Source organism: Streptomyces sp. NPDC005402, from assembly GCF_040606575.1.
Taxonomy (GTDB): Bacteria; Actinomycetota; Actinomycetes; order Streptomycetales; family Streptomycetaceae; genus Streptomyces.
Map to the genome: position 1 here is coordinate 618,849 of NZ_JBEXFB010000002.1, position 24,977 is coordinate 643,825.

General features: G+C 70.8%; 24 protein-coding genes. 15 read left to right on the forward strand and 9 right to left on the reverse strand.

What is annotated here, in order from left to right; all coding sequences use genetic code 11:
- Window positions 1-21: 21 nt before the first annotated feature.
- The gene (gene rutA / locus ABZT02_RS05725; RefSeq protein WP_356014615.1) at window positions 22-1,095 is read right to left on the reverse strand and encodes a pyrimidine utilization protein A; all 1,074 of its coding nucleotides are present in this window, start codon (window positions 1,093-1,095) and stop codon (window positions 22-24) included.
- Window positions 1,096-1,264: 169 nt separating this feature from the next.
- Between rutA and ABZT02_RS05730 the strand changes: the two genes are divergently transcribed.
- Both ABZT02_RS05730 and ABZT02_RS05735 read left to right on the forward strand, forming a co-directional pair.
- Entirely contained in the window at window positions 1,265-4,153 is a 2,889-nt protein-coding gene (locus tag ABZT02_RS05730; RefSeq protein WP_356014529.1) for a SpoIIE family protein phosphatase, read from the forward strand.
- A gap of 182 nt (window positions 4,154-4,335) precedes the next feature.
- Window positions 4,336-4,779 (forward strand): hypothetical protein, encoded by a 444-nt coding sequence (locus ABZT02_RS05735; protein WP_356014531.1) that lies wholly within the window; start codon window positions 4,336-4,338, stop codon window positions 4,777-4,779.
- Here the strand turns inward: ABZT02_RS05735 and ABZT02_RS05740 are convergent.
- Window positions 4,766-5,419, reverse strand: a complete 654-nt coding sequence (locus tag ABZT02_RS05740) for a response regulator transcription factor (protein ID WP_356014534.1) — start codon at window positions 5,417-5,419, stop codon at window positions 4,766-4,768. The two genes, ABZT02_RS05735 and ABZT02_RS05740, sit on opposite strands and share 14 nt — an antisense overlap.
- Window positions 5,419-6,366, reverse strand: a complete 948-nt coding sequence (locus tag ABZT02_RS05745) for a HAMP domain-containing sensor histidine kinase (protein ID WP_356014536.1) — start codon at window positions 6,364-6,366, stop codon at window positions 5,419-5,421. Before ABZT02_RS05745 ends, ABZT02_RS05740 begins: the two co-directional genes overlap by 1 nt.
- Before the next feature lie 197 nt (window positions 6,367-6,563).
- On the opposite strand from ABZT02_RS05745, the gene ABZT02_RS05750 reads away from it, so the two are divergent.
- The 3 genes from ABZT02_RS05750 to ABZT02_RS05760 all read left to right on the forward strand — a co-directional run bounded on the left by ABZT02_RS05750 (window position 6,564) and on the right by ABZT02_RS05760 (window position 9,706).
- Window positions 6,564-7,049, forward strand: a complete 486-nt coding sequence (locus tag ABZT02_RS05750) for a TrkA C-terminal domain-containing protein (RefSeq protein WP_356014538.1) — start codon at window positions 6,564-6,566, stop codon at window positions 7,047-7,049.
- A gap of 4 nt (window positions 7,050-7,053) precedes the next feature.
- Window positions 7,054-8,268 (forward strand): cation:proton antiporter, encoded by a 1,215-nt coding sequence (locus ABZT02_RS05755; protein ID WP_356014540.1) that lies wholly within the window; start codon window positions 7,054-7,056, stop codon window positions 8,266-8,268.
- Window positions 8,269-8,710: 442 nt separating this feature from the next.
- The gene (locus ABZT02_RS05760) at window positions 8,711-9,706 is read left to right on the forward strand and encodes a TAXI family TRAP transporter solute-binding subunit (protein ID WP_356014542.1); all 996 of its coding nucleotides are present in this window, start codon (window positions 8,711-8,713) and stop codon (window positions 9,704-9,706) included.
- Here ABZT02_RS05760 and ABZT02_RS05765 read toward each other — a convergent pair.
- Window positions 9,696-11,078, reverse strand: coding sequence for a HAMP domain-containing sensor histidine kinase (locus tag ABZT02_RS05765; protein ID WP_356014544.1), 1,383 nt, complete (start codon window positions 11,076-11,078; stop codon window positions 9,696-9,698). The genes ABZT02_RS05760 and ABZT02_RS05765 overlap by 11 nt on opposite strands.
- A 425-nt stretch (window positions 11,079-11,503) precedes the next feature.
- Window positions 11,504-12,190, reverse strand: a complete 687-nt coding sequence (locus ABZT02_RS05770) for a response regulator transcription factor (protein ID WP_356014546.1) — start codon at window positions 12,188-12,190, stop codon at window positions 11,504-11,506.
- Between the two features lie 301 nt (window positions 12,191-12,491).
- On the opposite strand from ABZT02_RS05770, the gene ABZT02_RS05775 reads away from it, so the two are divergent.
- From ABZT02_RS05775 to ABZT02_RS05805, 7 genes are all read left to right on the forward strand, one after another.
- On the forward strand, window positions 12,492-13,268 hold the full coding sequence (locus ABZT02_RS05775; protein ID WP_356014548.1) for an amino acid ABC transporter ATP-binding protein: 777 nt from the start codon (window positions 12,492-12,494) through the stop codon (window positions 13,266-13,268).
- A gap of 61 nt (window positions 13,269-13,329) precedes the next feature.
- Window positions 13,330-14,175: a glutamate ABC transporter substrate-binding protein gene (locus ABZT02_RS05780; protein ID WP_356014550.1), complete on the forward strand. Its 846-nt coding sequence runs from the start codon at window positions 13,330-13,332 to the stop codon at window positions 14,173-14,175.
- A 236-nt stretch (window positions 14,176-14,411) separates the two neighbouring features.
- Window positions 14,412-15,089: an amino acid ABC transporter permease gene (locus ABZT02_RS05785; protein WP_356014553.1), complete on the forward strand. Its 678-nt coding sequence runs from the start codon at window positions 14,412-14,414 to the stop codon at window positions 15,087-15,089.
- Entirely contained in the window at window positions 15,086-16,000 is a 915-nt protein-coding gene (locus ABZT02_RS05790) for an amino acid ABC transporter permease (protein WP_356014555.1), read from the forward strand. The genes ABZT02_RS05785 and ABZT02_RS05790 overlap by 4 nt, the downstream gene beginning before the upstream one ends.
- A gap of 190 nt (window positions 16,001-16,190) precedes the next feature.
- Window positions 16,191-17,795, forward strand: coding sequence for an FAD-dependent monooxygenase (locus ABZT02_RS05795; RefSeq protein ID WP_356014557.1), 1,605 nt, complete (start codon window positions 16,191-16,193; stop codon window positions 17,793-17,795).
- 91 nt (window positions 17,796-17,886) lie between these two features.
- A complete protein-coding gene (locus ABZT02_RS05800) occupies window positions 17,887-17,958 on the forward strand; it encodes a putative leader peptide (RefSeq protein ID WP_309544753.1) in 72 nt (23 codons plus the stop codon).
- A gap of 76 nt (window positions 17,959-18,034) precedes the next feature.
- Window positions 18,035-18,568 carry a cysteine dioxygenase gene (locus ABZT02_RS05805; RefSeq protein ID WP_356014558.1) on the forward strand — a complete coding sequence of 178 codons (534 nt, stop codon included), beginning with the start codon at window positions 18,035-18,037 and terminating at the stop codon, window positions 18,566-18,568.
- A 24-nt stretch (window positions 18,569-18,592) separates the two neighbouring features.
- Here the strand turns inward: ABZT02_RS05805 and recX are convergent, their stop codons facing one another.
- A complete protein-coding gene (recX, locus tag ABZT02_RS05810) occupies window positions 18,593-19,447 on the reverse strand; it encodes a recombination regulator RecX (RefSeq protein ID WP_356014617.1) in 855 nt (284 codons plus the stop codon).
- 85 nt (window positions 19,448-19,532) lie between these two features.
- A complete protein-coding gene (gene recA / locus ABZT02_RS05815; protein ID WP_356014560.1) occupies window positions 19,533-20,657 on the reverse strand; it encodes a recombinase RecA in 1,125 nt (374 codons plus the stop codon).
- Window positions 20,658-20,988: 331 nt separating this feature from the next.
- On the opposite strand from recA, the gene ABZT02_RS05820 reads away from it, so the two are divergent.
- Together ABZT02_RS05820 and ABZT02_RS05825 are read left to right on the forward strand one after the other, a co-directional pair.
- Window positions 20,989-21,405, forward strand: a complete 417-nt coding sequence (locus tag ABZT02_RS05820) for a hypothetical protein (protein ID WP_356014562.1) — start codon at window positions 20,989-20,991, stop codon at window positions 21,403-21,405.
- A complete protein-coding gene (locus ABZT02_RS05825; protein ID WP_356014564.1) occupies window positions 21,405-22,205 on the forward strand; it encodes a hypothetical protein in 801 nt (266 codons plus the stop codon). The genes ABZT02_RS05820 and ABZT02_RS05825 overlap by 1 nt, the downstream gene beginning before the upstream one ends.
- A gap of 11 nt (window positions 22,206-22,216) precedes the next feature.
- Here ABZT02_RS05825 and ABZT02_RS05830 read toward each other — a convergent pair whose 3' ends face one another.
- Together ABZT02_RS05830 and ABZT02_RS05835 are read right to left on the reverse strand one after the other, a co-directional pair.
- Complete coding sequence (locus ABZT02_RS05830; RefSeq protein ID WP_356014566.1) at window positions 22,217-23,473, reverse strand: AI-2E family transporter; 1,257 nt, start codon at window positions 23,471-23,473, stop codon at window positions 22,217-22,219.
- Window positions 23,474-23,597: 124 nt separating this feature from the next.
- On the reverse strand, window positions 23,598-23,792 hold the full coding sequence (locus ABZT02_RS05835) for a DUF3046 domain-containing protein (RefSeq protein ID WP_356014568.1): 195 nt from the start codon (window positions 23,790-23,792) through the stop codon (window positions 23,598-23,600).
- Window positions 23,793-23,871: 79 nt separating this feature from the next.
- On the opposite strand from ABZT02_RS05835, the gene ABZT02_RS05840 reads away from it, so the two are divergent.
- Window positions 23,872-24,813: a hypothetical protein gene (locus tag ABZT02_RS05840; RefSeq protein WP_356014570.1), complete on the forward strand. Its 942-nt coding sequence runs from the start codon at window positions 23,872-23,874 to the stop codon at window positions 24,811-24,813.
- The last annotated feature ends 164 nt before the right edge of the window (window positions 24,814-24,977 follow it).

Below are 24,977 nucleotides of genomic sequence, written 5' to 3' on the forward strand. Positions count from 1 at the left end.
TCTCATGCCCGCCCCATCTCCTCAGACCCGCCCCTCCCGCGACCGCATCAACGGCTGGATCCGCGTCCCGAACGTCTCGATCCCGTCGAGGAAGTCGTCGAACACCAGCATGATTCCCTTGGTCCCCTCGACCCCGGCGATCTCGTCGAGCATGCGCGCGACCTCCTCGTACGACCCGACGAGCGTGCCCATGTTGAAGTTCACGGCGCCCTCAGGCAGCACGATGGTGCGGGCCGTGGAGGAGTCGTCGGCGGTGGTGTCCGTGGCCGACTCCCCCGCCATGTAGGCCAGCGCCGCGTGGTCGGCGCCCGCGTGGTAGTCGTGCCACTTCGCGCGGGCGGCCTCGTCGGTCTCGTCGGCGATGACCATGAACAGGGACAGTGCACCGACGTCCCGGCCGGTCTCCCGCGCCGCGTCCACCAGCGTGGCCGCGCTGTCCGCGAAGGCGAGCGGGGTGTTCACGCCGCTGCCCAGGATGAAGTTGTAGTCGGCGTGCCCGGCGGCGAACCGCATACCCGTGCCGCTCTGCCCGGCGGCCACGATGTCGATGTGCCCGCCCGTCGGCCGCGGCGAGAGCACGCAGTCGTCCATCTCGTAGAACTCGCCCTTGAAGTTGCTGACTCCCTCGCTCCACAGCTCCTTCATCACCGTCACGTACTCGACGGCCCGCGCGTACCGGTTGCCGAAGTGCTCGTCGCCGGGCCACACGCCCATCTGCGTGTACTCGCCGGGCGCCCAGCCGGTGACGATGTTGACGCCGAACCGTCCCGGAGCGATGGAGTCGACGGTGACCGCCATGCGCGCGACGATCGCCGGCGGCAGGGCGAGGATCGGCGTGGAGGCGTACAGCCTGATGCGCTCGGTGACCGCGGCAAGCCCCGCCATCAGCGTGAACGACTCCAGGCAGTGGTCCCAGAACTCGGTGTCACCGCCGAAACCCTTGAGTTTGATCATCGAGAGGGCGAAGTCGAACCCGTGCTTCTCGGCCTTCTGCACGACCGCCTTGTTGAGCTCGAAGGTCGGCATGTACTGCGGGGAACTCTTCGAGATGAGCCAGCCGTTGTTGCCGATGGGGATGAAGACACCGATGTCCATGCCGCTCCTCATGATCGGAGACTGCCCGGTCCGACGGCACGGTACACGGCCGGCGTTTCGGCAACTTCCCGTGAAGCAAAGTGAGTTGAGGTAAGGGAATGCCGAGAAACAGCTCGTCGGAAACGGTGAAGCAGGTTTCGATCGGAAACAGGAACGATAAGTTCCCTCCATGAACGCGCGGCTCGCTCTCCTCGGCACGGTCACCCCTGGTGCGACGGAGAGCGAGGTCTTCCGGCTGGCGCTCGGGCACGCGGTCGGTGAGCTGAGCGCGCTCGGCGCGACCATGCACCTGCGCGGCCCGATGTCCGCCCTGCGCCTGGTCTCGTCCGCCGGTCTGCCGCCTGCCCTCACCCGCTCCTGGGAGATCGTCGACCAGGAGGGCCCTCTGGCCCCGGCTCGCGCGCTCCAGCAGGGCAAGGGCGTCTGGGTACCGCTGCCCCAGGACGCGGCCGAGGAGGTCCCGTGGCCCGGCACCGGCCTCGCCGCCCTGCCCGTGTTCAGCGGCCGGCGCAGCATCGGCGCGCTGACCGTCCTGGCCGGCGAGCAGGGCGAACCCACCCCGGAGCACTGGGACTTCCTGCGGGGCGTCGTCGCCTGGACCGAGGACCGCATGGCCCAGGCCCCGCCGCCGTCCGGCCCCCCGCAGGCGGAGCTGAACCGTGAGCGGCTGCGGCACGCCCTGAAGGAGGTCCGGGTCGGCTCCTGGGACTGGGCCATCCACAGCGGCGAGCTGACCTGGGACGAGGCCGCCCTGGAGCTGTACGGCACCCGTCCCGCCGACTTCAGCGGCCGGGTCGAGGACTGGATGCGGATCGTCCATCCCGACGACCTGGCGCCCACCCTGGCTGCGGTCGAGAGGGCGATCACCGGCCACGGCGCCTTCGAGGCCGAGTACCGCGTACGGCGCCTGGACGGCACCTGGGGCTGGACACGGGCCCGCGGCCGGGCGACCTACGACGAGCGGGGCGAGCCCCTCCGGTTGATCGGGGTGGGCTGGGAGAGCAACGAGTCGCGCACCGCGCGGGACGCCCTCAGCAGGGCCCTGCGGCACATGAGCGACGGCTTCCTCGCGGTGGACGACGAGTGGCGGATCACCTTCGCCAACCTGGAGGCGGAACGCTTCCTCGGCTTCTCCGAGGAGGAGTTGTTCGGACGCCTGCTGTGGGACCTGCCGGCCACCCGGCAGGTGCCGGGGCTGAAGGAGAGCTGTCTGGAGGCAGGGGCCGAGGAGAGGTCCACCGGGTTCGACGTCTACATCGCGGACTGCCGGCGGCGGCTGCATGTGCGGCTGGTGCCGGGGCCCGACGGCCGCACCCTCTACTTCCAGGACGTCACGGAGAAGCGCCGGCTGGCACAGGAGCGGCAGGCGGCGGAGCGGGCCGCGGCCGAGCGGGCGGTGCGGATCGCCGAGCTGACCACGGAACTCGCCAAGGCGACGACCTCCCGGGACGTGGTCGACGCGGTCGCCCGCCGGGTGCTGCCGCCGTTCGCCGCCTCCGGGCTGATGGTCCAGGTCAGCGAGGGCGACCGGCTCCACCACGTCGGTGCGGTCGGCTATCCCCGGGACTTCGTGGCCCTCCTCGACAGCCGCCCGCGGGCATCGACCGGCGACCCCGCCTGGGACACGATCGCGTCCGGCCTCCCGCTGTTCATGTCGTCACCGCAGGAGTACGCCACCCGCTACCCCGAACTGGCCGACTTCCCCGCTCGCGGCGAGAAGAAGTCCTGGGCGTTCCTGCCGCTGACGGCGTCCGGGCACACCTTCGGCGTCTGCGCGGTCTCCTTCGACCGGCCCCGGGTCCTCGACGACGAGGAACGCGCCCTGCTCACCACGATCACCGCCCTGGTCGCCCAGTCCCTGGAACGGGCGCGGCTCTACGACGCCGAGCACACCCGGTCCCGGGAACTCCAGCGCAGCCTGCTCCCCCAGGCGCTGCCCGACCTGCCCGCGTGCACGGCGGCCGCCCGCTATCTGCCGGCCGGGCCGGGCGCGGACGTGGGCGGCGACTGGTACGACCTCATCCCGCTGTCCGGCGGACGGGTCGCACTGGTCGTCGGCGACGTGATGGGCCACGGCCTGCCGGAGGCGGCCACCATGGGCCGGCTGCGCACCGCAGTGCACACCCTGGCCGACCTGGAGCTGCCGCCCGACGAGATCCTCGGCCACCTCAACGACATCGTCGGCGGCATGAGCGAGGCGTCGTACGCCACCTGTCTGTACGCGCTCTACGATCCGACGACCGGGGTCTGCTCCATCGCCCGGGCCGGCCATCCACCGCCCGCCCTGGTACGGCCCAACGGAACCGTGCACTTCCCCGAACCGGACGCAGATCCCCCGCTGGGCGCGGCCAAGCCGCCGTTCGAAACGGCCGAACTGGAGGTGCCCGAGGGCAGTCTGCTGGTGCTGTACACCGACGGGCTGGTCGAATCGGCGAAGCGGGAGATCGACGAGGGCATGGCCGAGCTGGCGCGGCTGCTGGGCGCCGCCCACGCCGACGGGACCGCCGCCGACCTTGAACGTCTGTGCGACAGGCTGACGGCCGGTCTGCTGCCGGCGGACCAACAGGCGGCCGACGACGCGGCGTTCCTGGTGGCCCGCCTGCACGCGCTGCCGGCCGACCGGATGGCCGTCTGGTCCCTGCCCGAGGACCCGAAGGCGGCGAGCCAGGCCCGCGGCCACGTCCGTGCACAGCTCGCGGCCTGGGACCTGGACGACCTGTCCCCCACCACGGAACTCCTGGTCAGCGAGCTGGTGGGCAACGTGGTCCGGCACGCCCGCGGACCCGTCCGGCTGCGTCTGCTGCACACCACCGAGCTGATCTGCGAGGTCTACGACGGCAGCCAGACCATGCCCCGTATCCGCCACGCCACGGAGACCGACGAGGGCGGCCGGGGCCTCCAGCTCATCTCGGCGCTCTCCAGCCGCTGGGGCGCCCGCTACACACCCACGGGCAAGTGCATCTGGACCGAACAGTCCCTGCGGGGCCCGGCCGAGCCGTCGGACGTGCTGTTCCTGAACCCCGCGGACTTCGACGACGACTGGGAGGCGCTTCTGTGACGAGGCGGACCACGCGCTTCCGTCACGATGCGCCTCTGTGACGACGCGGACGACGCGCTTCTGTCCCGATGCGCTTCTGTGACGACGCGCGCCCGTTCGGCCCAGCTCCACGGGCCGGATGCCGGGCGCGTCCCTAGGGTCGCGGTGACGGCTGTTCAGGCCCCGCCCGAAAGGCACGACCCATGGCAATACGCATCGCGCTCACCGCCGCAGCACTGTCCGTCCTGGCCACCGCCGGACCGCTGACCGGCATCGCACACGCCCAAGACGACCTGGACTGCGCCGACTTCGCCTTCCAGGAGGACGCGCAGGCGGAGTTCGACCTCGACCGCAGCGACCCCAACCGGCTCGACGAGGACCGGGGGCGGGACGACGGCATCGCCTGTGAGGTGCTGCCGCGAAGGGACACCGCCGCCGTGAGTGTCGCCACGCCGCTCATCACGCCCCTCGTTACGCCCCTTCCCACGCTCGGTGTCCAGGGCGGGTCCGGAGGCAGTGTGGGCCCGGCCGGCTTCGAGCGGGCGATCGGGGTGGCACTGGCCCTTGGCGGGGTCGGCCTCGCGGGCGCCTATGTGGTGCGGCGGCGTCGCAGCACGCGCCCGCACGCCCGCCTCAAGGATCGATGAGCCCCGCCCGTATCGCGTACCGGGTCAGCTCCAGGCGGTCCCGCATCCCCAGCTTCGCCAGCAGGTTCGCGCGGTGCCGCTCCACCGTCTTCGCGCTGATGAACAACAACTCGCCGATCTCCCTCGTGGTGTGTCCCTCGGCGACGAGCTTGAGGATCTCCTCCTCGCGTTCGGTGACGGCCCGCGCGGGCAGGTCGTCACCGCGGTGCAGCCGGTCGAGGTAGGAGCGGACGAGGGCCCGCTCGGCGCCGGGGTAGACGAAGGACTCGTCGCGTACGGCGGCCCGGCACGCCTCGACGAGATCGCGGTCGGCGACGGACTTGAGAACGTATCCGCTGGCCCCGGCCTTGAGCGCCTCGAAGAAGTACTGCTCGTTGTCGTACATCGTCAGGATCAGGATCCGCAGGTCCGGCAGCCGCCGGGACAGCTCACGTGCCGCCTGGAGCCCGGTCATCCGCGGCATGGCGATGTCCAGTACGGCGAGATCGACCTCACGCGCGCGTGCCAGCTCGACCGCCTCCGCCCCGTCGCCCGCCTCGGCCACGACCGTGAGGTCCGGCTCCCCCTCCAGGATCAGCCGTACCCCCCGCCGTACGAGAGTGTGGTCGTCGGCGAGCAGCACCCGGGTCGGCGCCGCCATCAGCGCACCCCTGCCGCGACCGGTATCCGCAACCGCACGTCCGTCCCCCGCCCGGGCCCCGGCTCCACCGAGAACACCGCCCCGACCAGCAGCGCCCGCTCCCGCATCCCCTGGATCCCGGCCCCCTCGGGTGCCCCGCCCAGCCCCTTGCCGTTGTCCCGCACGAGGAGTTCGACTCCCCCCGCCACCGACTGGAGCCTGACTTCGGCGCGGTCGGCGACGGAGTGCCGCGCGGTGTTGGTCAGACCCTCCTGGGCCACCCGGTAGACCACCAGTTCCGACTCCTCGGTCAGCCGGGGCAGATCGCCGCCGACGTGATGGCGCACGGTCAGCCCGTGCGTGGTGAACTCGGCCGCGAGAGACCGCAGGGCACTCGGCAGCCCCAGCTCCTCCAGCACCCCGGGCCGCAGCCGCCGCGCGATCCGACGGATCTCGTCGAGCCCGGCCCGGGTCGCCTCCTGTGCCTGCCCCACTTCCTCCCGCAACTCCACCGGCGCCCGGTCGGCGACCCGCTTCAGCTGGAGCAGAACCGCGGTCAACGTCTGCCCGACCTCGTCGTGCAGCTCACGCGCGATGCGATGCCGCTCCCGCTCCTGGGCGGAGAGCGCGTGGGCGGCGCCGGTCGCCCGTTCGGCCTCCAGCCGGTCGAGCATGGTGTTGTACGTCGTGATCAGCGCGGCCGTCTCGGAAGGACCGGAGACGGGGGCCCGCACCCCGGGGCGCAGCAGATCGGCGACGGCCATGGCGCTCCCGAGTCGCTGCAGCGGGGTGAGCCCGACGCGCAGCACCACCGCATTGGCGGCCAGCAACAGGGCGAGCCCTCCGAGGACGACCACGGCCTCCCCCTGCCGGACGGGCGTCGACACGGTGACCGGCCCCAGCAGCAGCGCGGCGGCGACGACGAGGCCCGCGGCATTGAGCGAGAAGATCCGCCAGAACAGCGACACGGTCCGGCCTCCGCTCCTCTCCCCTTCGCACGACTCCCCCTCGCACGACTCCGCTGCGCACGACGTCTCCGCAGCCAGCGTCGCCGGGCCCGGCCGCTCGCGTATATCCGTCACGTCACCCATATCGCCACCGTACGGGGGCCTGGCAGCATGCGAACCCGGCACCCGTGATCACACGCACCACAAGGGGAAGAAACGTGTCTGCTCCACGCCTGAGGGCAACGCCGCTGCCGGGGATCGGGGTCCAGTACGACCTCCTGACCCGCGAGGACCGCCATCTCTCCGTGGTGGCGCACCGCGACGGTGCCCGCACGGTGAGCCTGTACCGGGCCGACGACCCCGACTCCTGCGCCCAGTCGCTGCGCCTGACGGGTTCCGAGGCGGGCGCCCTGATCGACGCGCTGAAGCCCTCCCACCACAGCCCGAGCCTCCTCTACACCTCCGACCTGGGCCTGGTGGCCGAGCGCATCGAGGTGGCCGCCGGCTCCCGCTGGAACGGCCGGGTCCTGGGCGACACGAAGATGCGCACGGACACCGGCGCGTCCGTCGTGGCGGCCCTGCGCCGGGCCGAGGCGATCCCGTCGCCCGCACCGGACTTCCGTCTGGCGGGCGGCGACATCCTCATCGTCGTGGGCACCCGCGAGGGCGTGGACGCCGCGGCGGCGATCCTCGGGCGGGAGTGAGCGCGTGCACTCCGCGGTCCTGCTGATCGAGTTCGGCTCGATCATCCTCGGCCTGGGACTCCTCGGCCGTTTCGCCGCCCGTTTCCGCCTCTCCCCCATCCCGCTCTACCTGCTGGCCGGCCTGGCCTTCGGCGAGGGCGGCCTGCTCCCGCTGGGCGCCAGCGAGGAGTTCGTGTCGATAGGCGCCGAGATAGGCGTCATCCTGCTCCTCCTGATGCTCGGCCTGGAGTACACGGCCGGGGACCTGGTCACCAACCTCAAGGCCCACTACCCCTCCGGCCTGGTCGACGGCGCCCTCAACGCCCTCCCGGGAGCGGCGGCGGCGCTGCTGCTGGGCTGGGGCCCGGTGGCGGCGGTGGTCCTGGCGGGCGTCACCTGGATCTCCTCCTCGGGCGTCATCGCCAAGGTCCTCGGCGACCTGGGCAGAGTGGGCAACAGGGAAACCCCGGTGATCCTCAGCGTCCTGGTCCTGGAGGACCTGGCGATGGCGGTGTACCTGCCCATCGTCACCGCGCTGGTGGCGGGCGCGGGCCTGCTGGCCGGAAGCCTGACCCTGGCGATCGCTCTGGGGGCGGCGGGCCTGGTCCTCTTCGTGGCGGTCCGCTACGGCCGCCTGATCTCCCGCTTCGTCTCGAGCGACGACCCGGAGAAGCTTCTCCTGGTGGTCCTGGGCCTGACGATCCTGGTGGCAGGAGTGGCGCAGCAACTTCAGGTCTCCGCAGCCGTAGGCGCGTTCCTCGTCGGCATAGCCCTCTCAGGAGAGGTGGCGGAGGGCGCCCACACCCTCCTGAGTCCCCTGCGGGACCTCTTCGCCGCGGTCTTCTTCGTCTTCTTCGGCCTCCACACGGACCCGGCGAGCATCCCACCGGTCCTGCTGCCGGCCCTCGCCCTGGCCCTGATCACGGCAGCCACGAAGATCGCCACCGGCTACTGGGCGGCCCGCCGAGCCGGAATCTCCGCCAAGGGCCGCTGGCGCACGGGCGGCGCGCTGGTGGCCCGCGGCGAGTTCTCGATCGTCATCGCGGGCCTGGCGGTCTCGGCCGGCATAGAACCCTCCCTCGGCCCCCTGGCCACGGCCTACGTCCTCATCCTGGTCATCCTCGGCCCCCTCACGGCCCGCTACACGGAACCACTGGCCACGAGACTGACGGCCCGCCGCGAGTCCGCGAAGACGCCGGGGAGCGCTTCGCGGGTGCCGGTCGGTGGGGACGGCGCCTGAGGGGGTGCCGGGGATGTCGTGGGGCGGGTGCGGGCCCGTCGTACCTGATCGCGCAGTTCCCCGCGCCCCTGGGTCGGTCACGTGTACGCGCGTGGGCGGGTGCGGGCCCGTCGTGGCTGTCGGCGATGCGCTGCAAGGTGGTGTGGGTTGATCGCGCAGTTCTCCGCGCCCCTGGGTCGGTCACGTGTACGCGCGTGCAGACGCAACACACCCGCACGCGCTGCACAAGCCCCCACCGGGGCCGCGGCTGCGCCGCAGGCTTTCAGGGGCGCGGGGAACTGCGCGACCAGCCCCACCGGGGCTGCAGCTGCGCCGCAGGCATTCAGGGGCGCGGGGAACTGCGCGGCCAGCCCCCACCGGCCCGCAGGCACCCCACAACCGAACCCGCCCCACCGCCGGAGGCAACTGGCCAGCCCGCCACACGCCCTGGCAGGATCACCGCATGCCCAAGCCGTTCCCCCGCCTCAGCCGCCGCCAGGCGCTCCAGAGCGCGGCCGCCGCCCTCGTGGCCCTCGGCCTGCTCCTGTGGTGGCTGCTCCCGCTGGGTGAGAGCCCCCCGACCGGCACGATCACCTTCAGCACGGGCACCAAGGCAGGCGTCTACCAGAAGTACGGCGAGCTCCTCCGCAACGAGATCCACAAGGACATGCCGGACCTGAAGGTGAAGCTGGAGACCAGCGCGGGCTCCCAGGAGAACGTCAGACTCGTGGCGATCGGAAAGTCCGACTTCGCCATCGCCGCGGCCGACGCCGTGGAGACCTACCAGCAGAACGGCGACCCGGGCGCCGACCGCCTCCGCGGCGTGGCCCGCCTCTACGACGACTACGTACAGCTCGTCGTCCCCGCCGACTCGGAGATCCGCACCGTGGCCGACCTGAAGGGCAAGCGCGTCTCCATCGGCGTCGCCAACTCCGGCGTACGACTGATAGCGGACCGCGTGCTCAACGCCGCCGGCATCGACCCGGACAAGGACATCCAGCCGAGGGCCGAGGGCATCGACACCGGCCCCAAGCTCCTCGGCCACGGACTGGACGCGTTCTTCTGGTCCGGCGGTCTGCCCACCGACGGTCTGAAGCAGCTGGCCGAACGCTCCGCGTTCCGTTTCGTCCCGATCGAACCCTCCCTCGTGGCGAAGCTGCACGCCGAGGGCGAGCCCACCCGCTACTACCGCGCCACCAACATGCCGGCGTCGGCGTACCCGTCCGTCCAGAACGGCAGGACCGTCCCGACCATGGCCGTCTCCAACCTGCTGATCACCCGCAAGGACATGGACGTCAAGCTCACCGAGTGGCTCACCCGGACCGTGATCAAGAGCAGGGACGGCATCGGCCACGACGTCCACTCGGCCCAGCTGGTGGACGTACGCACGGCGATCTACACCGACCCGGTCCCCCTCCACGAGGGTGCCCGCCGCTACTACCGCTCGGTCAAGCCGTAGGACGGCTGCGGGGCACGGACACGGTCACCACCAGGCCGTGCGGCTCGTGGTGGCCGTACGAGATCGCGCCGCCCCCCGCGGCCAGCAGTGCCCGCGAGATGGACAGTCCGAGACCGGACCCCTTGATGTTCTGATGCCGCCCGCTGCGCCAGAACCGGTCGCCGACACGCGCGAGTTCCTCGTCGGTGAGCCCGGGTCCGCGGTCGGCGACGACGACCGTCGAGGTGTCCCCGTCCGCGGCGACCGTGACCTCGACCGTCTCGTCCTCCGGCGTGAACTTGAGCGCGTTGTCGATGACCGCGTCGAGGGCGCTGGAGAGGGTCACGGGGTCGGCCCAGGCGGTGGTGGGCGGGCAACTCCCCACCAACCGCACTCCCTTGGACTCGGCGGTGGGTGTCCAGGCGGCGACCCGCTCGGCGGTGAGTTCGCCGATGTCGGTGACTTTCAGATCCGCCTCGGTGTGCTCGGCGAGCGCGAGGTCGAGGAGGTCGTCGAGGACCTGGGCCAGCCGTTTGCCCTCCGCCTGCACGGAGGCGATCTCGGGGTTGCCCTCGGGGAGTTCGAAGGCGAGCAGTTCGATACGCAGCAGCAGTGCGGCGAGCGGATTCCTCAACTGGTGCGAGGCGTCGGCGACGAAGGCCCGCTGCTGCTCCAACACGTCCTCGACGTTGTCCGCCATCTCGTTGAACGAGCGGGCCAGGCGCCTGAGTTCGGGCGGCCCCCCGGCGACCGCGACCCGGGACTTCAGGGCTCCGCTCGCGATCGAGTGGGTGGTGGCGTCGAGGACCCGCACAGGTCTCAGCACCCACCCGGTCAGCCGTAGCGCGGCGCCCACGGCCAGCAGCATGGCGGCGAGTTCGCCCGCGAAGATGACGAGCCAGTCCTGCAGGATCCGCGAACGCATGGGTCCGGTGGGCGAGTCGGTGACGACGACCGCGACGACGTCGCCGTCCCGGATCACCGGAGAGGCGACGACCAGCCGGCCCCGCTGCCAGGGCCACACCTGCTTGGGGTCCTGGCTGCGGCGGCTGAGCAGGGCCTCACCGAACGCGTCACGCACCTCGCCCTCCCGGGGGAGGAACCACCCGCGGGGCGCCGTGGCCATGGGTACGTCGCCGTCGTAGAAGACACCGACGCGGATGCCGTAGACCTTGTAGTAGCTGGCGAGTTCACTCTCCAGGGTCTCCAAGCGCTCGTCGGAGGCGTCGGTGACGAACTGGGCGAGCGCGGCGAAGTGCGCGGTGTCGTCGATCCGGTCGACGACGACCTTCTGCTGCTGCGCGGAGGCCACACCGATGGCGAGCGGCACCCCCAGGGCCAGCAGCACGGCGGCCATGAGGACGATGAGCAGCGGAAGAAGACGGGTACGCACGGGCCCCGCCTACGCCCCGGCCCGAAGCCGCGAGCCCCGGCACACGCGAGTACTCCCGTGCGACACGACGGCCACACGGCTCACCCGAGTACGCCCGTGCGACACCACGACCACACGGCACACACAGAAGCTGCGCTTCGGGTTCCCGCCCGCGCCCGGCCTCAGCCGTACCGCCCCCCGGCACGTCCGACCGCGGTCACCCGGACCACCCCGGCCCCTCGCGGCGAGCTGCCCCCGGCCACCGCCGCACACGCGGGCATCCTTGCCGCCCCGCTCACCCGCGTCCACAGCCACCGTCCCTCGCCCGACCCGAATCCCTCCCCCTGAGCCTCGCACAGCTTCTCGCCCCGCCTTCACCCAGAACCCCACAGCAGCCGCTGAGCCCCACGCCCCAAGGCGCCACCCCGCGCCCGGCGCGGGCCCTCTCACACCCCCGGCGCCACCAACCGGTACCCGACCCCCCGCACCGTCTCGATCAGCGCGGGCATCCGCAGCTTCGCGCGCAGGGACGCCACATGGACCTCCAGCGTGCGTCCGGTGCCCTCCCAACTGGTGCGCCAGACCTCGCTGATGATCTGCTCCCGCCGGAAGACCACACCGGGCCGCTGGGCGAGCAGCGCGAGGAGGTCGAACTCCTTGCGGGTGAGCTGAACGACCGTGCCGTCCACGGTGACCTTGCGGGTCGGCAGCTCGATGCGTACGGCACCGAGGACCAGCGCGGTGTCCCCGCCGCCGGACGCGTCCTCGTGGACGGTGCGCCGGCTGACGGCATGGATGCGGGCGAGGAGCTCCCCCGTGTCGTACGGCTTGACCACGTAGTCGTCGGCGCCGAGGTTCAGCCCGTGGATGCGGGAGCGGACGTCGGAGCGCGCGGTGACCATGATCACCGGGGTGCTGGTGCGCTTGCGGATCTTGCCGCACACCTCGTACCCGTCCTGGTCCGGCAGACCGAGGTCGAGGAGGACGACCCCGAAGCCGTCGACCTCCGGGACGAGCGCCTGGAGTGCCTCCTCGCCGCTGCGGGCGTGCGTGACGGCGAAACCGTGCCGGGCGAGCACCGCGGACAGCGCGGCGGCCACGTGGTTGTCGTCCTCGACGAGGAGAAGTCTCACCCCGGCCCCCTTTGATCCATCGGACGTACTATCCGAATATGCAATGAACAGGTACAACTGTGCGTACACACGTGCGCGTGCGCACCGTGCAGTCATGCTGATGGATGAGGACAGCGTCAAGAGGGTTCCGGTTGCGCCGGGGTTCCGTTACCCGGCCGATATGCCCACAGGTCGCAAGTGCTACGACACGTGTCCGATTGCTATCGGATCGTGATGCTCAGATTCCCCTCAAGACTGATGACGCTGGTCGCATGGGGTCACTACTGTCCTCCGAAACCGAGGAGGACGGAGCCAGAGAGCGATGACCGAAGTATCGGTGGCCAAGGAAGACGTGGCCGCGACCGACGAACTGGTCGTCCTGAAGAGCGTCAACAAGCATTTCGGCGCGTTGCACGTACTCCAGGACATCGACTTGACGATCGCCCGCGGCGAGGTCGTCGTGGTCATCGGGCCCTCCGGGTCCGGGAAGTCCACCCTGTGCCGCACCATCAACCGCCTGGAGACGATCGACACGGGTTCGATCGTCATCGACGGCAAGCCGCTGCCGCAGGAGGGCAAGGAACTGGCCCGGCTGCGCGCCGACGTCGGCATGGTCTTCCAGTCCTTCAACCTCTTCGCGCACAAGACCGTGCTCGAGAACGTGATGCTGGGCCAGATCAAGGTGCGCAAGGCCGACAAGAAGAAGGCCGAGGAGAAGGCGCGCGCCCTGCTCGACCGGGTCGGCGTCGCCACGCAGGCGGACAAGTACCCCGCCCAGCTGTCCGGCGGTCAGCAGCAGCGTGTCGCCATCGCCCGGGCCCTGGCGATGGACCCCAAGGTCATGCTCTTCGACGAGCCCACGTCGGCGCTCGACCCCGAGATGATCAACGAGGTGCTGGAGGTCATGCAGCAGCTCGCCCGCGACGGCATGACAATGATCGTCGTCACGCACGAGATGGGTTTCGCACGATCGGCTGCAAACCGCGTGGTGTTCATGGCGGACGGACGGATCGTCGAGGAGGCTGCGCCCGACCAGTTCTTCAGCAATCCGCGCAGCGACCGCGCCAAGGACTTCCTGTCGAAGATCCTGCACCACTGACGTGCCACCCGGATCGACCACCGACGGCTCTCATCTCTTCACCACCCAAAGGATGTTCACCATGAAGCTCCGCAAGGTCACCGCCGCCTCGGCCGCCGTTATCGCCCTCGCGCTGTCCGCGACCGCCTGCGGCGGCGACAGCAAGGACGAAGGCTCCGGCTCGGGTTCCGGCGGCGGTGGCAACATCAAGATCGGTATCAAGTTCGACCAGCCCGGCCTCGGTCTGAAGAAGCCCGACGGGTCCTTCTCCGGATTCGACGTGGACGTGGCGACGTACGTGGCCAAGCAGCTCGGCTACGACGCGAACCAGATCGACTGGGTCGAGACCAAGAGTGCCGACCGTGAGAACGCGCTCGCCCGCAACGACGTGAAGTTCATCGCGGCCACCTACTCGATCAACGACGAGCGCAAGAAGAAGGTCGACTTCGCCGGCCCGTACCTGCTGGCCCACCAGGACCTGCTGGTCAAGAAGGACTCCAAGATCAGCGAGGCCACGGACCTCAACGGCGAGAAGCTGTGTTCCGTGACCGGCTCCACCTCGGCGCAGAACGTCCACGACGACTTCGCCCCGAAGGCGCAGCTGCGTGAGTACTCCGGTTACTCGGAGTGCATCGCCGGCCTCCAGAGCGGCGCCGTCGACGCGCTGACCACGGACGACTCGATCCTCGCGGGCTTCGCTGCCCAGGACAAGTACAAGGGCCAGTTCAAGCTCGCCGGTCTCAAGCTGAGCAACGAGAACTACGGCATCGGTGTGAAGAAGGGCGACACCGCCACCGTCAACAAGATCAACAAGGCCCTGGAGAAGATGGTCAGCGACGGCTCCTGGCAGAAGGCGGTCGACAAGAACTTCGGCCCGGCCGGCTACAAGAACGAGCCCGCTCCGAAGATCGGCGTCATCGTCAAGTAACTCAGGAATCCACCGGCGCGGCGTCGCGACCGCGGTTCGGCCGCGCCCCGGAAGGGGCGCGGGGAACCGCGCGACGCGCCACAGCGAGCCTGCGGCCGACCACCGGCAGACGCTGACCGCCCAGCGGAGCGTCTGCGTGCAGGGATCCACCGGGGCGCCACCGCCCGCCGCGATCAGGGCGGCGGCGCGTCGCGCCCCCTCATACCTCCGCCACACACCCGGAAGCGCGGGAGATCGTGTTCGACTTTATTTCAGACTATGACGACCCGAGTCTGTGGGGCGCCTTCTGGATGACGGTGAAGCTGACCTTCTTCTCCGGCATCGGCGCCCTCGTCTGGGGCACCCTGCTGGCCGCGATGCGGGTCAGCCCCGTCCCGCTGATGCGCGGCTTCGGCACGGCCTACGTCAACATCGTCCGCAACATCCCCCTGACGGTCATCATCGTCTTCACCTCCCTCGGCCTCGCCGACATCTTCCGCATCACGCTGGGTGCGGGCGACGACGTGAAGGTCATGAGCTTCCGGCTGGCCATCCTCGGTTTCATCGTCTACACCGCCGCCTTCGTCTGCGAGGCGATCCGCTCCGGCATCAACACCGTGCCGCTCGGCCAGGCCGAGGCGGCCCGCGCGATCGGGCTGAACTTCAGCCAGACCCTGCGCCTCATCGTGCTGCCGCAGGCCTTCCGCTCGGTCATCGGCCCGCTGGCCAACGTCCTGATCGCGCTGACGAAGAACACCACGGTGGCGGCCGCGATCGGTGTGGGCGAGGCCGCGTACCTCATGAAGGAAATGATCGAGAACGAGGCTCAGACGCTGCTCATCGGCGCGGTCTTCGCCTTCGGTTTCGTGGTACTGACCCTGCCCACCGGCCTCTTCCTGGGCTGGTTGAGCAAGCGACTGGCGGTGAAGCGATGAGCTCGGTCCTCTACGACACTCCGGGACCCCGCGCCAAACGGCGCAACGTCCTGCTGTCGATCGTCTTCACCCTCCTGCTCGCCCTCCTGCTGTGGTGGGTGTGGCGGATGATGGACGACAAGAACCAGCTGGAGTGGAGCCTCTGGGAGCCCTTCACCACCGGCGAGGCCTGGACGACCTACCTCCTGCCCGGCCTCGCCAACACCCTCAAGGCCGCGGCGATCTCGATGGTGATCGCCCTTCCGCTGGGTGCGGTCTTCGGTATCGCCCGCATGTCCGACCACGCCTGGGTGCGGGGCGTGGCCGGCACGGTGGTCGAGTTCTTCCGGGCCATCCCGGTCCTGCTGCTGATGCTGTTCGCCAATGAGCTCTACGTCCGTTCCTCCCTGAACATCAGCAGCGAGGAACGCCCCCTGTACGCCGTCGTCACCGGCCTGGTGCTCTACAACGCGTCGGTGCTCGCCGAGATCGTGCGGGCCGGCATTCTCTCGCTGCCCAGGGGGCAGACGGAGGCGGCCTACGCGGTCGGTCTGCGCAAGGGCCAGACGATGACCAGCATCCTGCTGCCGCAGGCGGTCACCGCGATGCTGCCGGCCATCGTCAGCCAGCTGGTCGTCATCGTGAAGGACACCGCGCTGGGCGGCGTGATGCTCGGCTTCACCGAGCTGCTCAACGGCCGCCAGACCCTGGCGGCCAACTACGCCAACGTCATCCCCAGCTTCATCGTCGTCGCGATCGTCTACATCATCCTGAACTTCATCCTCACCAGCTTCGCGAGCTGGCTGGAGAAGAGGCTGCGGCGCAGCAAGAAGAGCACGGGGGCGGTGCTGGGCGAGGACACGGTGGAGGTCAACCCGGCGGCGGTGGGCGGCGCCTTCGGGACCGGCGAGAACACCGGCGGCGGATTCTGACGGTCGGTCAAGTGGGGTGAGCCGTCCGCCCGGACGACACGGAGGGCAGTGGCATGATCGCCACTGCCCTCCGTCACTTGACGCAAGCACCGGCAATGGGTTGCATACGTTCTGTGATCGTGCACCCTGCTCCAACCTCCTGTTCCCCTACGTTTCCCGGGACTCCGCCGCGGGCAGGGGGCGCCGCGCCGTGGACCCGGTGATCATCGTCGGAGCGGGGCCCGTCGGGCTCACGCTCGCCCTGGCGCTGGCGCGTCAGGAGGTTCCTTCCGTGGTTCTCGACGAGGGACCGGGCAAGGAGGAACCCCGCCTGGCCCGCACCGCCGTACTGCACGAGGACACCGCGGCCCTCATGTCCCGGCTGGCCGGAATGCCGGTCACCGAACTGGGTGTGCACTGGGCCGGATGGCGGTCGATGCGCCGCAAGCAGGTGATGCGCGAGGTCGACTTCGAGGAGGCTGAGGACGCCCCCCTGCACCTCGCCCAACACGTCCTGACCGGCGCCCTGCGCGCCGCCCTCGCCGAGGAACGGCTGGTCAAGCTCGCCTCGGACAGCCGTCTCGACACCATCGAACAGGAGCCCTCGGGCGTCACCGCCCATACCCGCGGCCCCAAGGGCACGTGGTGGCGCGGGAGTTATCTGGTCGGCTGCGACGGCCCGCGCTCCACCGTCCGCAAGCTGGAGGACATCCGCTTCCCGGGCCGGACGGCCGTGGAACGCCACGCGGTCGCCGCCCTGCGCACCGAACTCCCCTGGGAGGACCGGGCGTTGCTGCACCGGATGCCGCCGTGGCGGACGTCCGGACCCTCCGCCGGGGAGATCACCGCCCGCCCTCTCCCCGAGGGTGTGTGGCGCCTTGACTGGCTGCTGCCGCCGGGCAAGGACCTGGTCACGCCCGAGCTCCTGGTGACCCGCGTCCGGGAGACCCTCGCGGGCTGGACGGGCGGTTCGACACCGCCGTACGAACTCCTCGACACTGGCGTCCACACCGTGCACCACCGGCTGGCCCGCCGCTGGCGCGCAGGGCGGGTCTTTCTCGCCGGGGACGCGGCGCACTGCCTCGGGGCGCTCGGCACACAGGGGCTCGACGAGGGCCTCAGGGACGCCGACAACCTCGCCTGGAAACTGGCCCTGGCCTGGCACCACGGCCCGCACGAGGCGCTGCTCGACAGCTACCAGGCCGAGCGGCGCGCGGTCGTCGCCGGGCGGCTGCGCGCCGCCGACCAGGCGCTGCCGCTGCTGCGCGGCGGCGGGGGGCTGCGCTCGGTGGTCCCCGGCTCGGCCCGCGGCCACGACGCCTTGCTCACCGACGGTCATCTGGGACGCGGCCCGCTCGGCGCGCCGGGGGGGTACGCCGACTCGCCCCTCGCGCCTCGCCACCTCGAAGGAGAGGTACCCGTCGACACGCTCCCGGGGGAGTCGGTCACGGATGTGCGGGTCACCGCCGAGGACGGCTCGTTCGTACGACTGCGCGAGCGGCTCGGCCGCGGCGCGCTGCTCGTCGTCCTGGTCGCGCCGGGCACCGGGGTGTGGGAGCGCAAGCACTGGGTGACCGCCGGAATCATGCCCCGCCTGGCCGCGGCGGTGACCGCGCTGCCGCACTCCGCCGAGCTCCTGGTCGCCGAGGAGTACCCGGGCGCGGCCCCGCACACGGTCCTGCTCGTACGCCCCGACGGTCACCTGGTCACGGCGTTGAGCGGGGTTCGCCCGGCCGACCTGTACTCGGCAGCCGAGACGGCGCTCGGCGGGCCTCCCGCGAAGGCCGAGGCGAACGCGGGAGCCGGCTCGCATTGACGTGCTCACTGTCACTGTGCGTCCGCATAGTGACAGTGAGTTGAAACGGCCGTCGGCCTCATGGTGTACTCCGAGCGTGACCGACACCTGTGTGCGCCTGTGGCGGAGGGTCCATATGGACCTCGTCCGCTATGCGGGCTGCGTGTGTCGCCCGTCCTGCTGAATTCGCCTCTTCCCTTCCCCGCGTGCCGCTCCTGTGCGACGGCGCGCTCTCGCGAACTCTTCTCAGGACGGTACCCGTGTCTGTCTCCCCCGCCTTCCCCTCGGTCTCCTCCGTCGCGCCGCCCACCCAGGCCGAACTCCTCGACTTCGTACGGCGCACCGCCGCCGACACCGAGCTGATCGACTCGCTCCCGCTCGACCCCGAGGGCCGCACCTGGGTGCGCCTGGAGGGGCCCGGCGGCAGCGAGGCCTGGCTGATCGGCTGGCCGCCCGGCACCGGCACCGGCTGGCACGACCACGCCGAGTCGGTGGGCGCCTTCATCACCGCGGCCGGTGAACTCAAGGAGAACTCCCTCGCCGCCCGGCTGCCCGCCGACGGCTGGAAGACCCTCGAACTCTCCGACGACGTGGACCGCGAGCGCCGGCTGCCGACCGGCAAGGGACGTTCCTTCGGACAGCACCACGTCCACGAGGTCCTCAACGAGTCCACCGAGGTCCACGCGATCTCCGTGCACGCCTATTACCCGCCCCTCCCCCAGATCCGCCGCTACAGCCGCACGGGCCAGATCCTCCGGCTGGAGCACGTGGAGCGGCCGGAGGACTGGCAGTGAGCGCCCCGCCTCCCGGTCGTAGTTTCAGAACCCCTCGTCGCCGAGGAACTCCGTCTCCTCCCCCTCCGCCTCCAGCGCCTGCCGGACCACCCGCAGGGCCATCCCCTCGGAGTAGCCCTTGCGGGCGAGCATGCCCGCGAGGCGGCGCAGTCTCTTGTCACGGTCGAGGCCACGAGTCGCGCGCAGCTTGCGGTCGACGAGCTCGCGGGCCGTCGACTCCTCCTGCTCGGAGTCGAGCTGCGAGACGGCCACGTCGATCAGCGTGGAGTCGACGCCCTTGGTGCGCAGCTCCTGGGCGAGCGCTCGCCGGGCGAGTCCCCGGCCGTGGTGCCGGGACTCCACCCAGGCGTCCGCGAACGCGCTGTCGTTGATCAGCCCGACCTCCTCGAACCGCGACAGCACCTCCTCGGCGGCGTCGTCCGGGATCTCCCGCTTGCGCAGGGCGTCGGCGAGTTGCTTGCGCGTGCGCGGGGTCCCGGTGAGCAGGCGCAGACAGATCGCCCGCGCCCGCTCCACCGGGTCCGCCGGAGGTTCCCCCGCCTCGGCCCTCGACAAGGAGGGGCCGCCTCCGTCCTCACCGGGCGATTCCCCGAAGCCACGTCGGCGCTGCCGACGCCCACGGGAACCGCCCGCGCCAGGTGCTCCGCCGCCTCGACGCGAGCTCCGGCCGAACGCCCCGGAACCATGTGCCGCCCCGTCAACGGAGTCGTCGCCGCTCGGCCCACCGTCGCCGTACGTCCCACCGTCACTGTGGGAACGGCCGCCGCGGTGGGACGGACCGGCGCCGTGCGCCGAGTCGTCGCCGAACACTCCGTCGCCGTATGACACCGAACGGCCGTGTCCCCCGTCCGCTCCGTGCCCCGTACCGTCCCCGCCCAGCCCGGCAGAACCCCCGTCGCCTCTTCCGCCCCACCCTCGCGGAGCGTCCTCGTCCTCGGCCCAGTCGGTTCGCCGTGTCACAGGATCAGCTCTTGGCGGCCGGAGCCTTGGCCTTCGTCACCTTCGCGGCAGCCGGAGCCGGCACCTTCGCGGCGTCGTCCGCGGCGGCGGAGACCGCTGCGTCCGCACCCGGCTCCGCGGCAGGCTCCACGGGCCGTACCCCGACGCCCAGCTTCTCCTTGATCTTCTTCTCGATCTCGTTGGCCAGGTCGGGGTTGTCCTTCAGGAAGTTGCGCGCGTTCTCCTTGCCCTGGCCGAGCTGGTCGCCCTCGTACGTGTACCAGGCGCCGGCCTTGCGGACGAAGCCGTGCTCCACGCCCATGTCGATCAGACCGCCCTCGCGGCTGATGCCCTGGCCGTAGAGGATGTCGAACTCGGCCTGCTTGAAGGGCGGCGCGACCTTGTTCTTGACGACCTTGACCCGGGTGCGGTTGCCGACCGCGTCCGTGCCGTCCTTCAGGGTCTCGATGCGGCGGATGTCCATGCGCACCGAGGCGTAGAACTTCAGCGCCCGGCCACCGGTCGTGGTCTCGGGGGACCCGAACATCACGCCGATCTTCTCGCGGAGCTGGTTGATGAAGATCGCGGTGGTCTTGGACTGGTTGAGAGCGCTGGTGATCTTCCGCAGGGCCTGGCTCATCAGGCGGGCCTGCAGACCGACGTGGCTGTCGCCCATCTCGCCCTCGATCTCCGCACGCGGCACGAGCGCGGCGACGGAGTCGATGACGATGAGGTCGAGAGCGCCGGAGCGGACCAGCATGTCCACGATCTCCAGAGCCTGCTCGCCGTTGTCCGGCTGGGACAGGATCAGGTTGTCGATGTCGACGCCGAGCTTCTTCGCGTACTCGGGGTCCAGGGCGTGCTCCGCGTCGATGAAGGCGACCTGGCCACCGGCCTTCTGCGCGTTCGCCACCGCGTGCAGCGTGAGGGTCGTCTTGCCGGAGGACTCCGGTCCGTACACCTCCACCACTCGGCCGCGCGGGATGCCACCGACGCCGAGCGCGACGTCGAGTGCGGTCGACCCGGTGGGGATGACCTCGATGGGCTCGTTCGGCCGCTCGCCCATGCGCATGACCGCGCCCTTGCCGAACTGCCGTTCAATCTGTGCGAGCGCGGCGTCCAACGCCTTCTCGCGGTCGGTTCCTGCCATGGGTTCCACCCGATTTGCTTGAGTCGATCGCTTCACGTCAAAGACGCTAACGCCTGCCACTGACAATGGGCCCCGATGCCCGCCCGGCCTGTGGATAACTCCGGGACTTCTCCATGCAAACCCCGCCGAAACGCCCGTTGTCAGCTTCGCCGGAGCTTCCATATGAATGGATGTTCGATTTTCGTGTCAAGCGCACCACGCGGCACCCGGGACACTCCCTGCGGCAGGCTCCGGCGGCTTCCTCCGACCCCTTCGCCTACTTCCCGCGGTGTACTTCAGGTGCCTTCGACGGTACGACGACCGGACGGCCCGTACTCGCGAGTCTTGTGGCATGGAGACCACGCCGAGCACCCGAGAGACGACCTCGACCACCCACCGGCGTGACAGCCGGACGTCGCGTCACCCCGCCGTGATCGCGACCCTGTCCGCGCTGCTCCTGCTGGCCGCGTCCATAGCGGGCCAGATCGCCACCGGCGCGGACTATCCCACCGTGCCGCCGGGTCTCGTCATCCCGCTCGTGGCGGCGGGCCTGCTGACCTGGCGCACGAACGGCTGGACGACCGCACTCGCCCTCGGCGTCGGCCTGTTCATCGGTGTGGGCGCGATCCTGACCCCGAACACCGGCGACCATCTCTCCTCGGGGGACACCGCGCTCATCGCCTCGACGGTCGCCGAACTCGTCGCCCTCTCCGCCCTGGTGATCGCCGGAGCCGTGGCCACCCTGGCCCGGAGGGGAGCACGGCACTGATGGATCCGGCCCTCACGAAAGCGCCCGCGGAGCCGACACGGACGTCGGCGCCACGGACCCGCGACGCACGCCGCGTGGAGCGTCTCTGCCACTCCGCCGGTCTCCTCCTGGTCCTCTCCGGGCTCGCGCACCTGGTGGTGTTCGCCGTGGACGGCGGCCCCTGGGACGGACCGGTCTCCTGGCGCAAGCCGGTCACGTTCGGGGTGTCCTTCGGAGTGACCCTGATCGCGGTCACCTGGGTCACGTCGTATCTGCGCGTCGGCCCCCGGCTGCGCACCCTGCTGCTCGCGGTGTTCGCGGCCGACTGTGCGGTGGAGGTCGTCGGCATCACCCTCCAGGCGTGGCGCGGGGTGCCCTCGCACCTCGACATGGAGACGCCCTTCGACACGGCGGTGTCCATGACGCTCGCGGTGGGCGGCGGCGTCCTGGTGGTGCTGCTGACGGTGTTCGCGGCCGCCTCCTTCCGCCACCGGCCCTCGGGTCCGGCAGGGATGGACCTCGCGGTGCGGTCGGGGTTCGCGATCCTGCTCGTCGCACTCGCCTCGGGCGCCGCGATGATCGCGCGCGGTGTCGTCCTCACCCGCACCGGCCACCAGGAGGCGGCCTACCACTCGACCGCCCCGCTCAAGCCGCTGCACGGCGTGAGCCTGCACGCGGTCCTGGTCCTGCCCGCACTGGCCTGGCTGCTCTCGCGCACGCCGTGGAGCGAGTCGCTACGGCGACGACTCCTGTACGCGGCGATCGGCTCCTACGTCACGGCCGTCATCGGCGCTGCGGTGTGGGCCGCCGTCACCTACTGAACCCGGCGTCCTCAGGACGAGCCGTCGTCGGTGGAGTCCTGCGTCCCCGGCCGCCGCCGCTCCCACAGGGCACGCACGCGCGTGACCGGCGAAGGTCCCTCGCCCCGCTTCCGGTGCCCGTGCACACGCGGGTCGTCGGTGACGTCGTACCGCTTCACGTACGCCCCCAGGAACGCCTGCAAGGTGGCGACGGCCGGGATGGCGATCAGGGCGCCGACCGCGCCGAGGAGGGCGGTGCCCGCGATGACCGAGCCGAAGGCGACCGCGGGGTGGATGTCGACGGTCTTCGAGGTCAGCTTGGGCTGGAGCACGTAGTTCTCGAACTGCTGGTAGATCACCACGAAGACCAGTACCCACAGCGCGTACCAGGGATCGACCGTGAAGGCGATCAGCATGGGCAGAGCGCCCGCGAGATAGGTGCCGATGGTCGGGATGAACTGCGAGACCAGGCCGACCCACACGGCGAGCACGGGCGCGTACGGCACGTCCAGGGCCTGGAGCAGGACGAAGTGCGCGACTCCGGAGACGAGCGCCATCAGACCGCGCGAGTAGATGTAGCCGCCGGTCTTGTCCACGGCGATCTCCCACGCGCGCAGCACCTCGGCCTGGCGGGCGGGTGGCAGGACGGAGCAGATCGCGCGGCGCAGCCGCGGGCCGTCCGCGGCGAAGTAGAACGAGAACAGCCCGATCGTCAGAAGCTGGAAGAGGCCACCCAGAACCTGGGCGGAGATGTCCAGGACGCCGCTGGCGCTGTTCTGCACGTAGTTGCGCAGCCAGTCGGAGCGCAGCAGCCCCTCCTGGACGTCCAGCCGCTTCAGCTCGGTGTGGAAGTGCCCGTTGATCCAGGCGATGACGGAGTCGAGGTAGTCCGGGAAATCCTCGACGATCTTGATGATCTGGCCCGCGAGCATGGACCCGAGCAGCGTGACGAAGCCGGCGGTCACGATCAGCACACCGAAGAAGACGAAGAAGGCGGCGAGCCCCCTGCGCATGCCCCGCGCGGCCATCTTGCTCACCGCGGGTTCGATGGCCAGAGCCAGGAAGAACGCGATGAGAATGTTGGTCAGCAGGCCTATCAGCTGATGGAAGGCCCAACTGCCGAACTGGAACACGGCGATGAGGGCGAGCGCGAGCACCATGGCACGCGGCAGCCAGCGCGGCATGCGGGCGTTCGGCCCGGCGCCGTCGGCCGGGGGCCGCGTGGGGGGCGTCGCGCCGAGCGGAGATGCGTGCTGGGCTGCCTGCCCGGACTCGTCAGTGGGTGCCACGGAGCAAGTCTCGCCCACCTGACTGACAATGGCTGCCGTCCTGCGATCTTCGTGACCGATCAGTGCCGCTTTCGGGAGATATTCACGCCCGGTCGCAACGTCTCCCCGGAATGTCCACGCCGTCTCAGTGCCGCTCGCCCGGAACGTTCATCACGGTGCACACCACACGCCACACGTCCTTGGCGTCCCAGCCCGCGTCCAGGGCCTCGTGCACCGTGCGCCCACCGAGCTCCGTCATCACATGATCGCGCGCGAAGGTGTCGGCGTACCTCGGACCGAAGTGTTCCGCCATCCGCTGCCAGAAGACCGTCAACCGCATGACTCCAGTATCCCGCCCCTGGGGGTGGCCTGGACCGGGACCGCTTGCCGAGACCGCTTTCCACCCTACGGTCTGACGCATGCCCGAAACAGGAGCTTCCCCACCCCAGACGCCACCGGCGCACTCCCCGCTCTTCCGCGCCGAGCACTTCGTCTGGCTCACCGCGCGTGTGCTGGAACAGCGTCTGTTCGCGTACCACTTCCTGAACGGCGGCCCCGACCCGGTGGAGACGGCCCTGGACGCCTACCGCAACGCGGACGGCGGCTACGGCCACGCCCTGGAGCCCGATCTGCGCGGTCCGGTCAGCCAGCCCCTGCACACCGCTCGCGCCCTGCGGGTGCTGGACGCCGTCGTACGCTGCGGCGGACAGCGCGTGGAGCGCGTGTGCCGCTATCTCACCTCCGTGTCCACCCCGGACGGCGCCCTTCCCGCGGTCACTCCCGCCCAGCGCGGCTACCCGACGGCCCCCTTCCTGCCGGTCGTGGACGCCCCGCCGAGCGACCTGCTCACCACCGGCCCCGTGGTCGGTCTGCTGCACCGCAACGAGGTGTGGCACGCCTGGCTGTTCCGGGCCACGGACTTCTGCTGGCAGGCGGTGGACTCCCTCCGGGTGTCCCATCCGGACGAGATCCAGGCCGCCCTGACCTTCCTGGACTCCGCCCCCGACCGCGGGCGCGCGCAGGCGACCGCCGACCGCCTCGGCCGCCTGGTCCGCGAGCAACGCCTGGCCGCACTGGATCCCTCGAACCTCGGCGCGTTCCCCGTCACCCCCGGCTACGCCCCGGACGAGCACCACTTCCCGCACGACTACGCGAAGACGCCGGGCTCCCTCGCGCGCGCGTGGTTCACGGACGACGAGATGTCCCGTTCGCTGGACTTCCTCGCGGCCGAACAGCAGGAGGACGGCGGCTGGCCGGTCCGCCGACGCCAGTGGGCCCCCACCACCGCTCGCGAAACACGCCCCATGGTGACCATCGAGGCCCTGCAGACCCTGCGCGCGTACGGCCGCGAGGTGGGCTGAGCCGCCACGGCGGGCCGTGAGCCGCGTACGGCGGGAAGGGGACGGGGTGGGGGGTGCCCGCCCGCAGCGGCCGGCGTCCGGTACCGAGCCCCTCTGAAGCAGCCGAGCCGCCGGACCCAGGGCCGGCACCCCCCCCCCCCCCCCCCCGCCACCCCCCCCAACCC

Bases quoted from the DNA above. Each gene is read 5' to 3' on its own strand.
- ABZT02_RS05820 (WP_356014562.1), top strand. From the start codon at position 20,989: ATGGAGACCACGCCGAGCACCCGAGAGACGACCTCGACCACCCACCGG.
- ABZT02_RS05780 (WP_356014550.1), top strand. From the start codon at position 13,330: ATGAAGCTCCGCAAGGTCACCGCCGCCTCGGCCGCCGTTATCGCCCTC.
- recA (WP_356014560.1), bottom strand. From the start codon at position 20,657: ATGGCAGGAACCGACCGCGAGAAGGCGTTGGACGCCGCGCTCGCACAG.
- ABZT02_RS05760 (WP_356014542.1), top strand. From the start codon at position 8,711: ATGCCCAAGCCGTTCCCCCGCCTCAGCCGCCGCCAGGCGCTCCAGAGC.
- ABZT02_RS05840 (WP_356014570.1), top strand. From the start codon at position 23,872: ATGCCCGAAACAGGAGCTTCCCCACCCCAGACGCCACCGGCGCACTCC.
- ABZT02_RS05735 (WP_356014531.1), top strand. From the start codon at position 4,336: ATGGCAATACGCATCGCGCTCACCGCCGCAGCACTGTCCGTCCTGGCC.
- rutA (WP_356014615.1), bottom strand. From the start codon at position 1,095: ATGGACATCGGTGTCTTCATCCCCATCGGCAACAACGGCTGGCTCATC.
- ABZT02_RS05790 (WP_356014555.1), top strand. From the start codon at position 15,086: ATGAGCTCGGTCCTCTACGACACTCCGGGACCCCGCGCCAAACGGCGC.
- ABZT02_RS05825 (WP_356014564.1), top strand. From the start codon at position 21,405: ATGGATCCGGCCCTCACGAAAGCGCCCGCGGAGCCGACACGGACGTCG.
- ABZT02_RS05730 (WP_356014529.1), top strand. From the start codon at position 1,265: ATGAACGCGCGGCTCGCTCTCCTCGGCACGGTCACCCCTGGTGCGACG.
- ABZT02_RS05835 (WP_356014568.1), bottom strand. From the start codon at position 23,792: ATGCGGTTGACGGTCTTCTGGCAGCGGATGGCGGAACACTTCGGTCCG.
- ABZT02_RS05775 (WP_356014548.1), top strand. From the start codon at position 12,492: ATGACCGAAGTATCGGTGGCCAAGGAAGACGTGGCCGCGACCGACGAA.
- ABZT02_RS05740 (WP_356014534.1), bottom strand. From the start codon at position 5,419: ATGGCGGCGCCGACCCGGGTGCTGCTCGCCGACGACCACACTCTCGTA.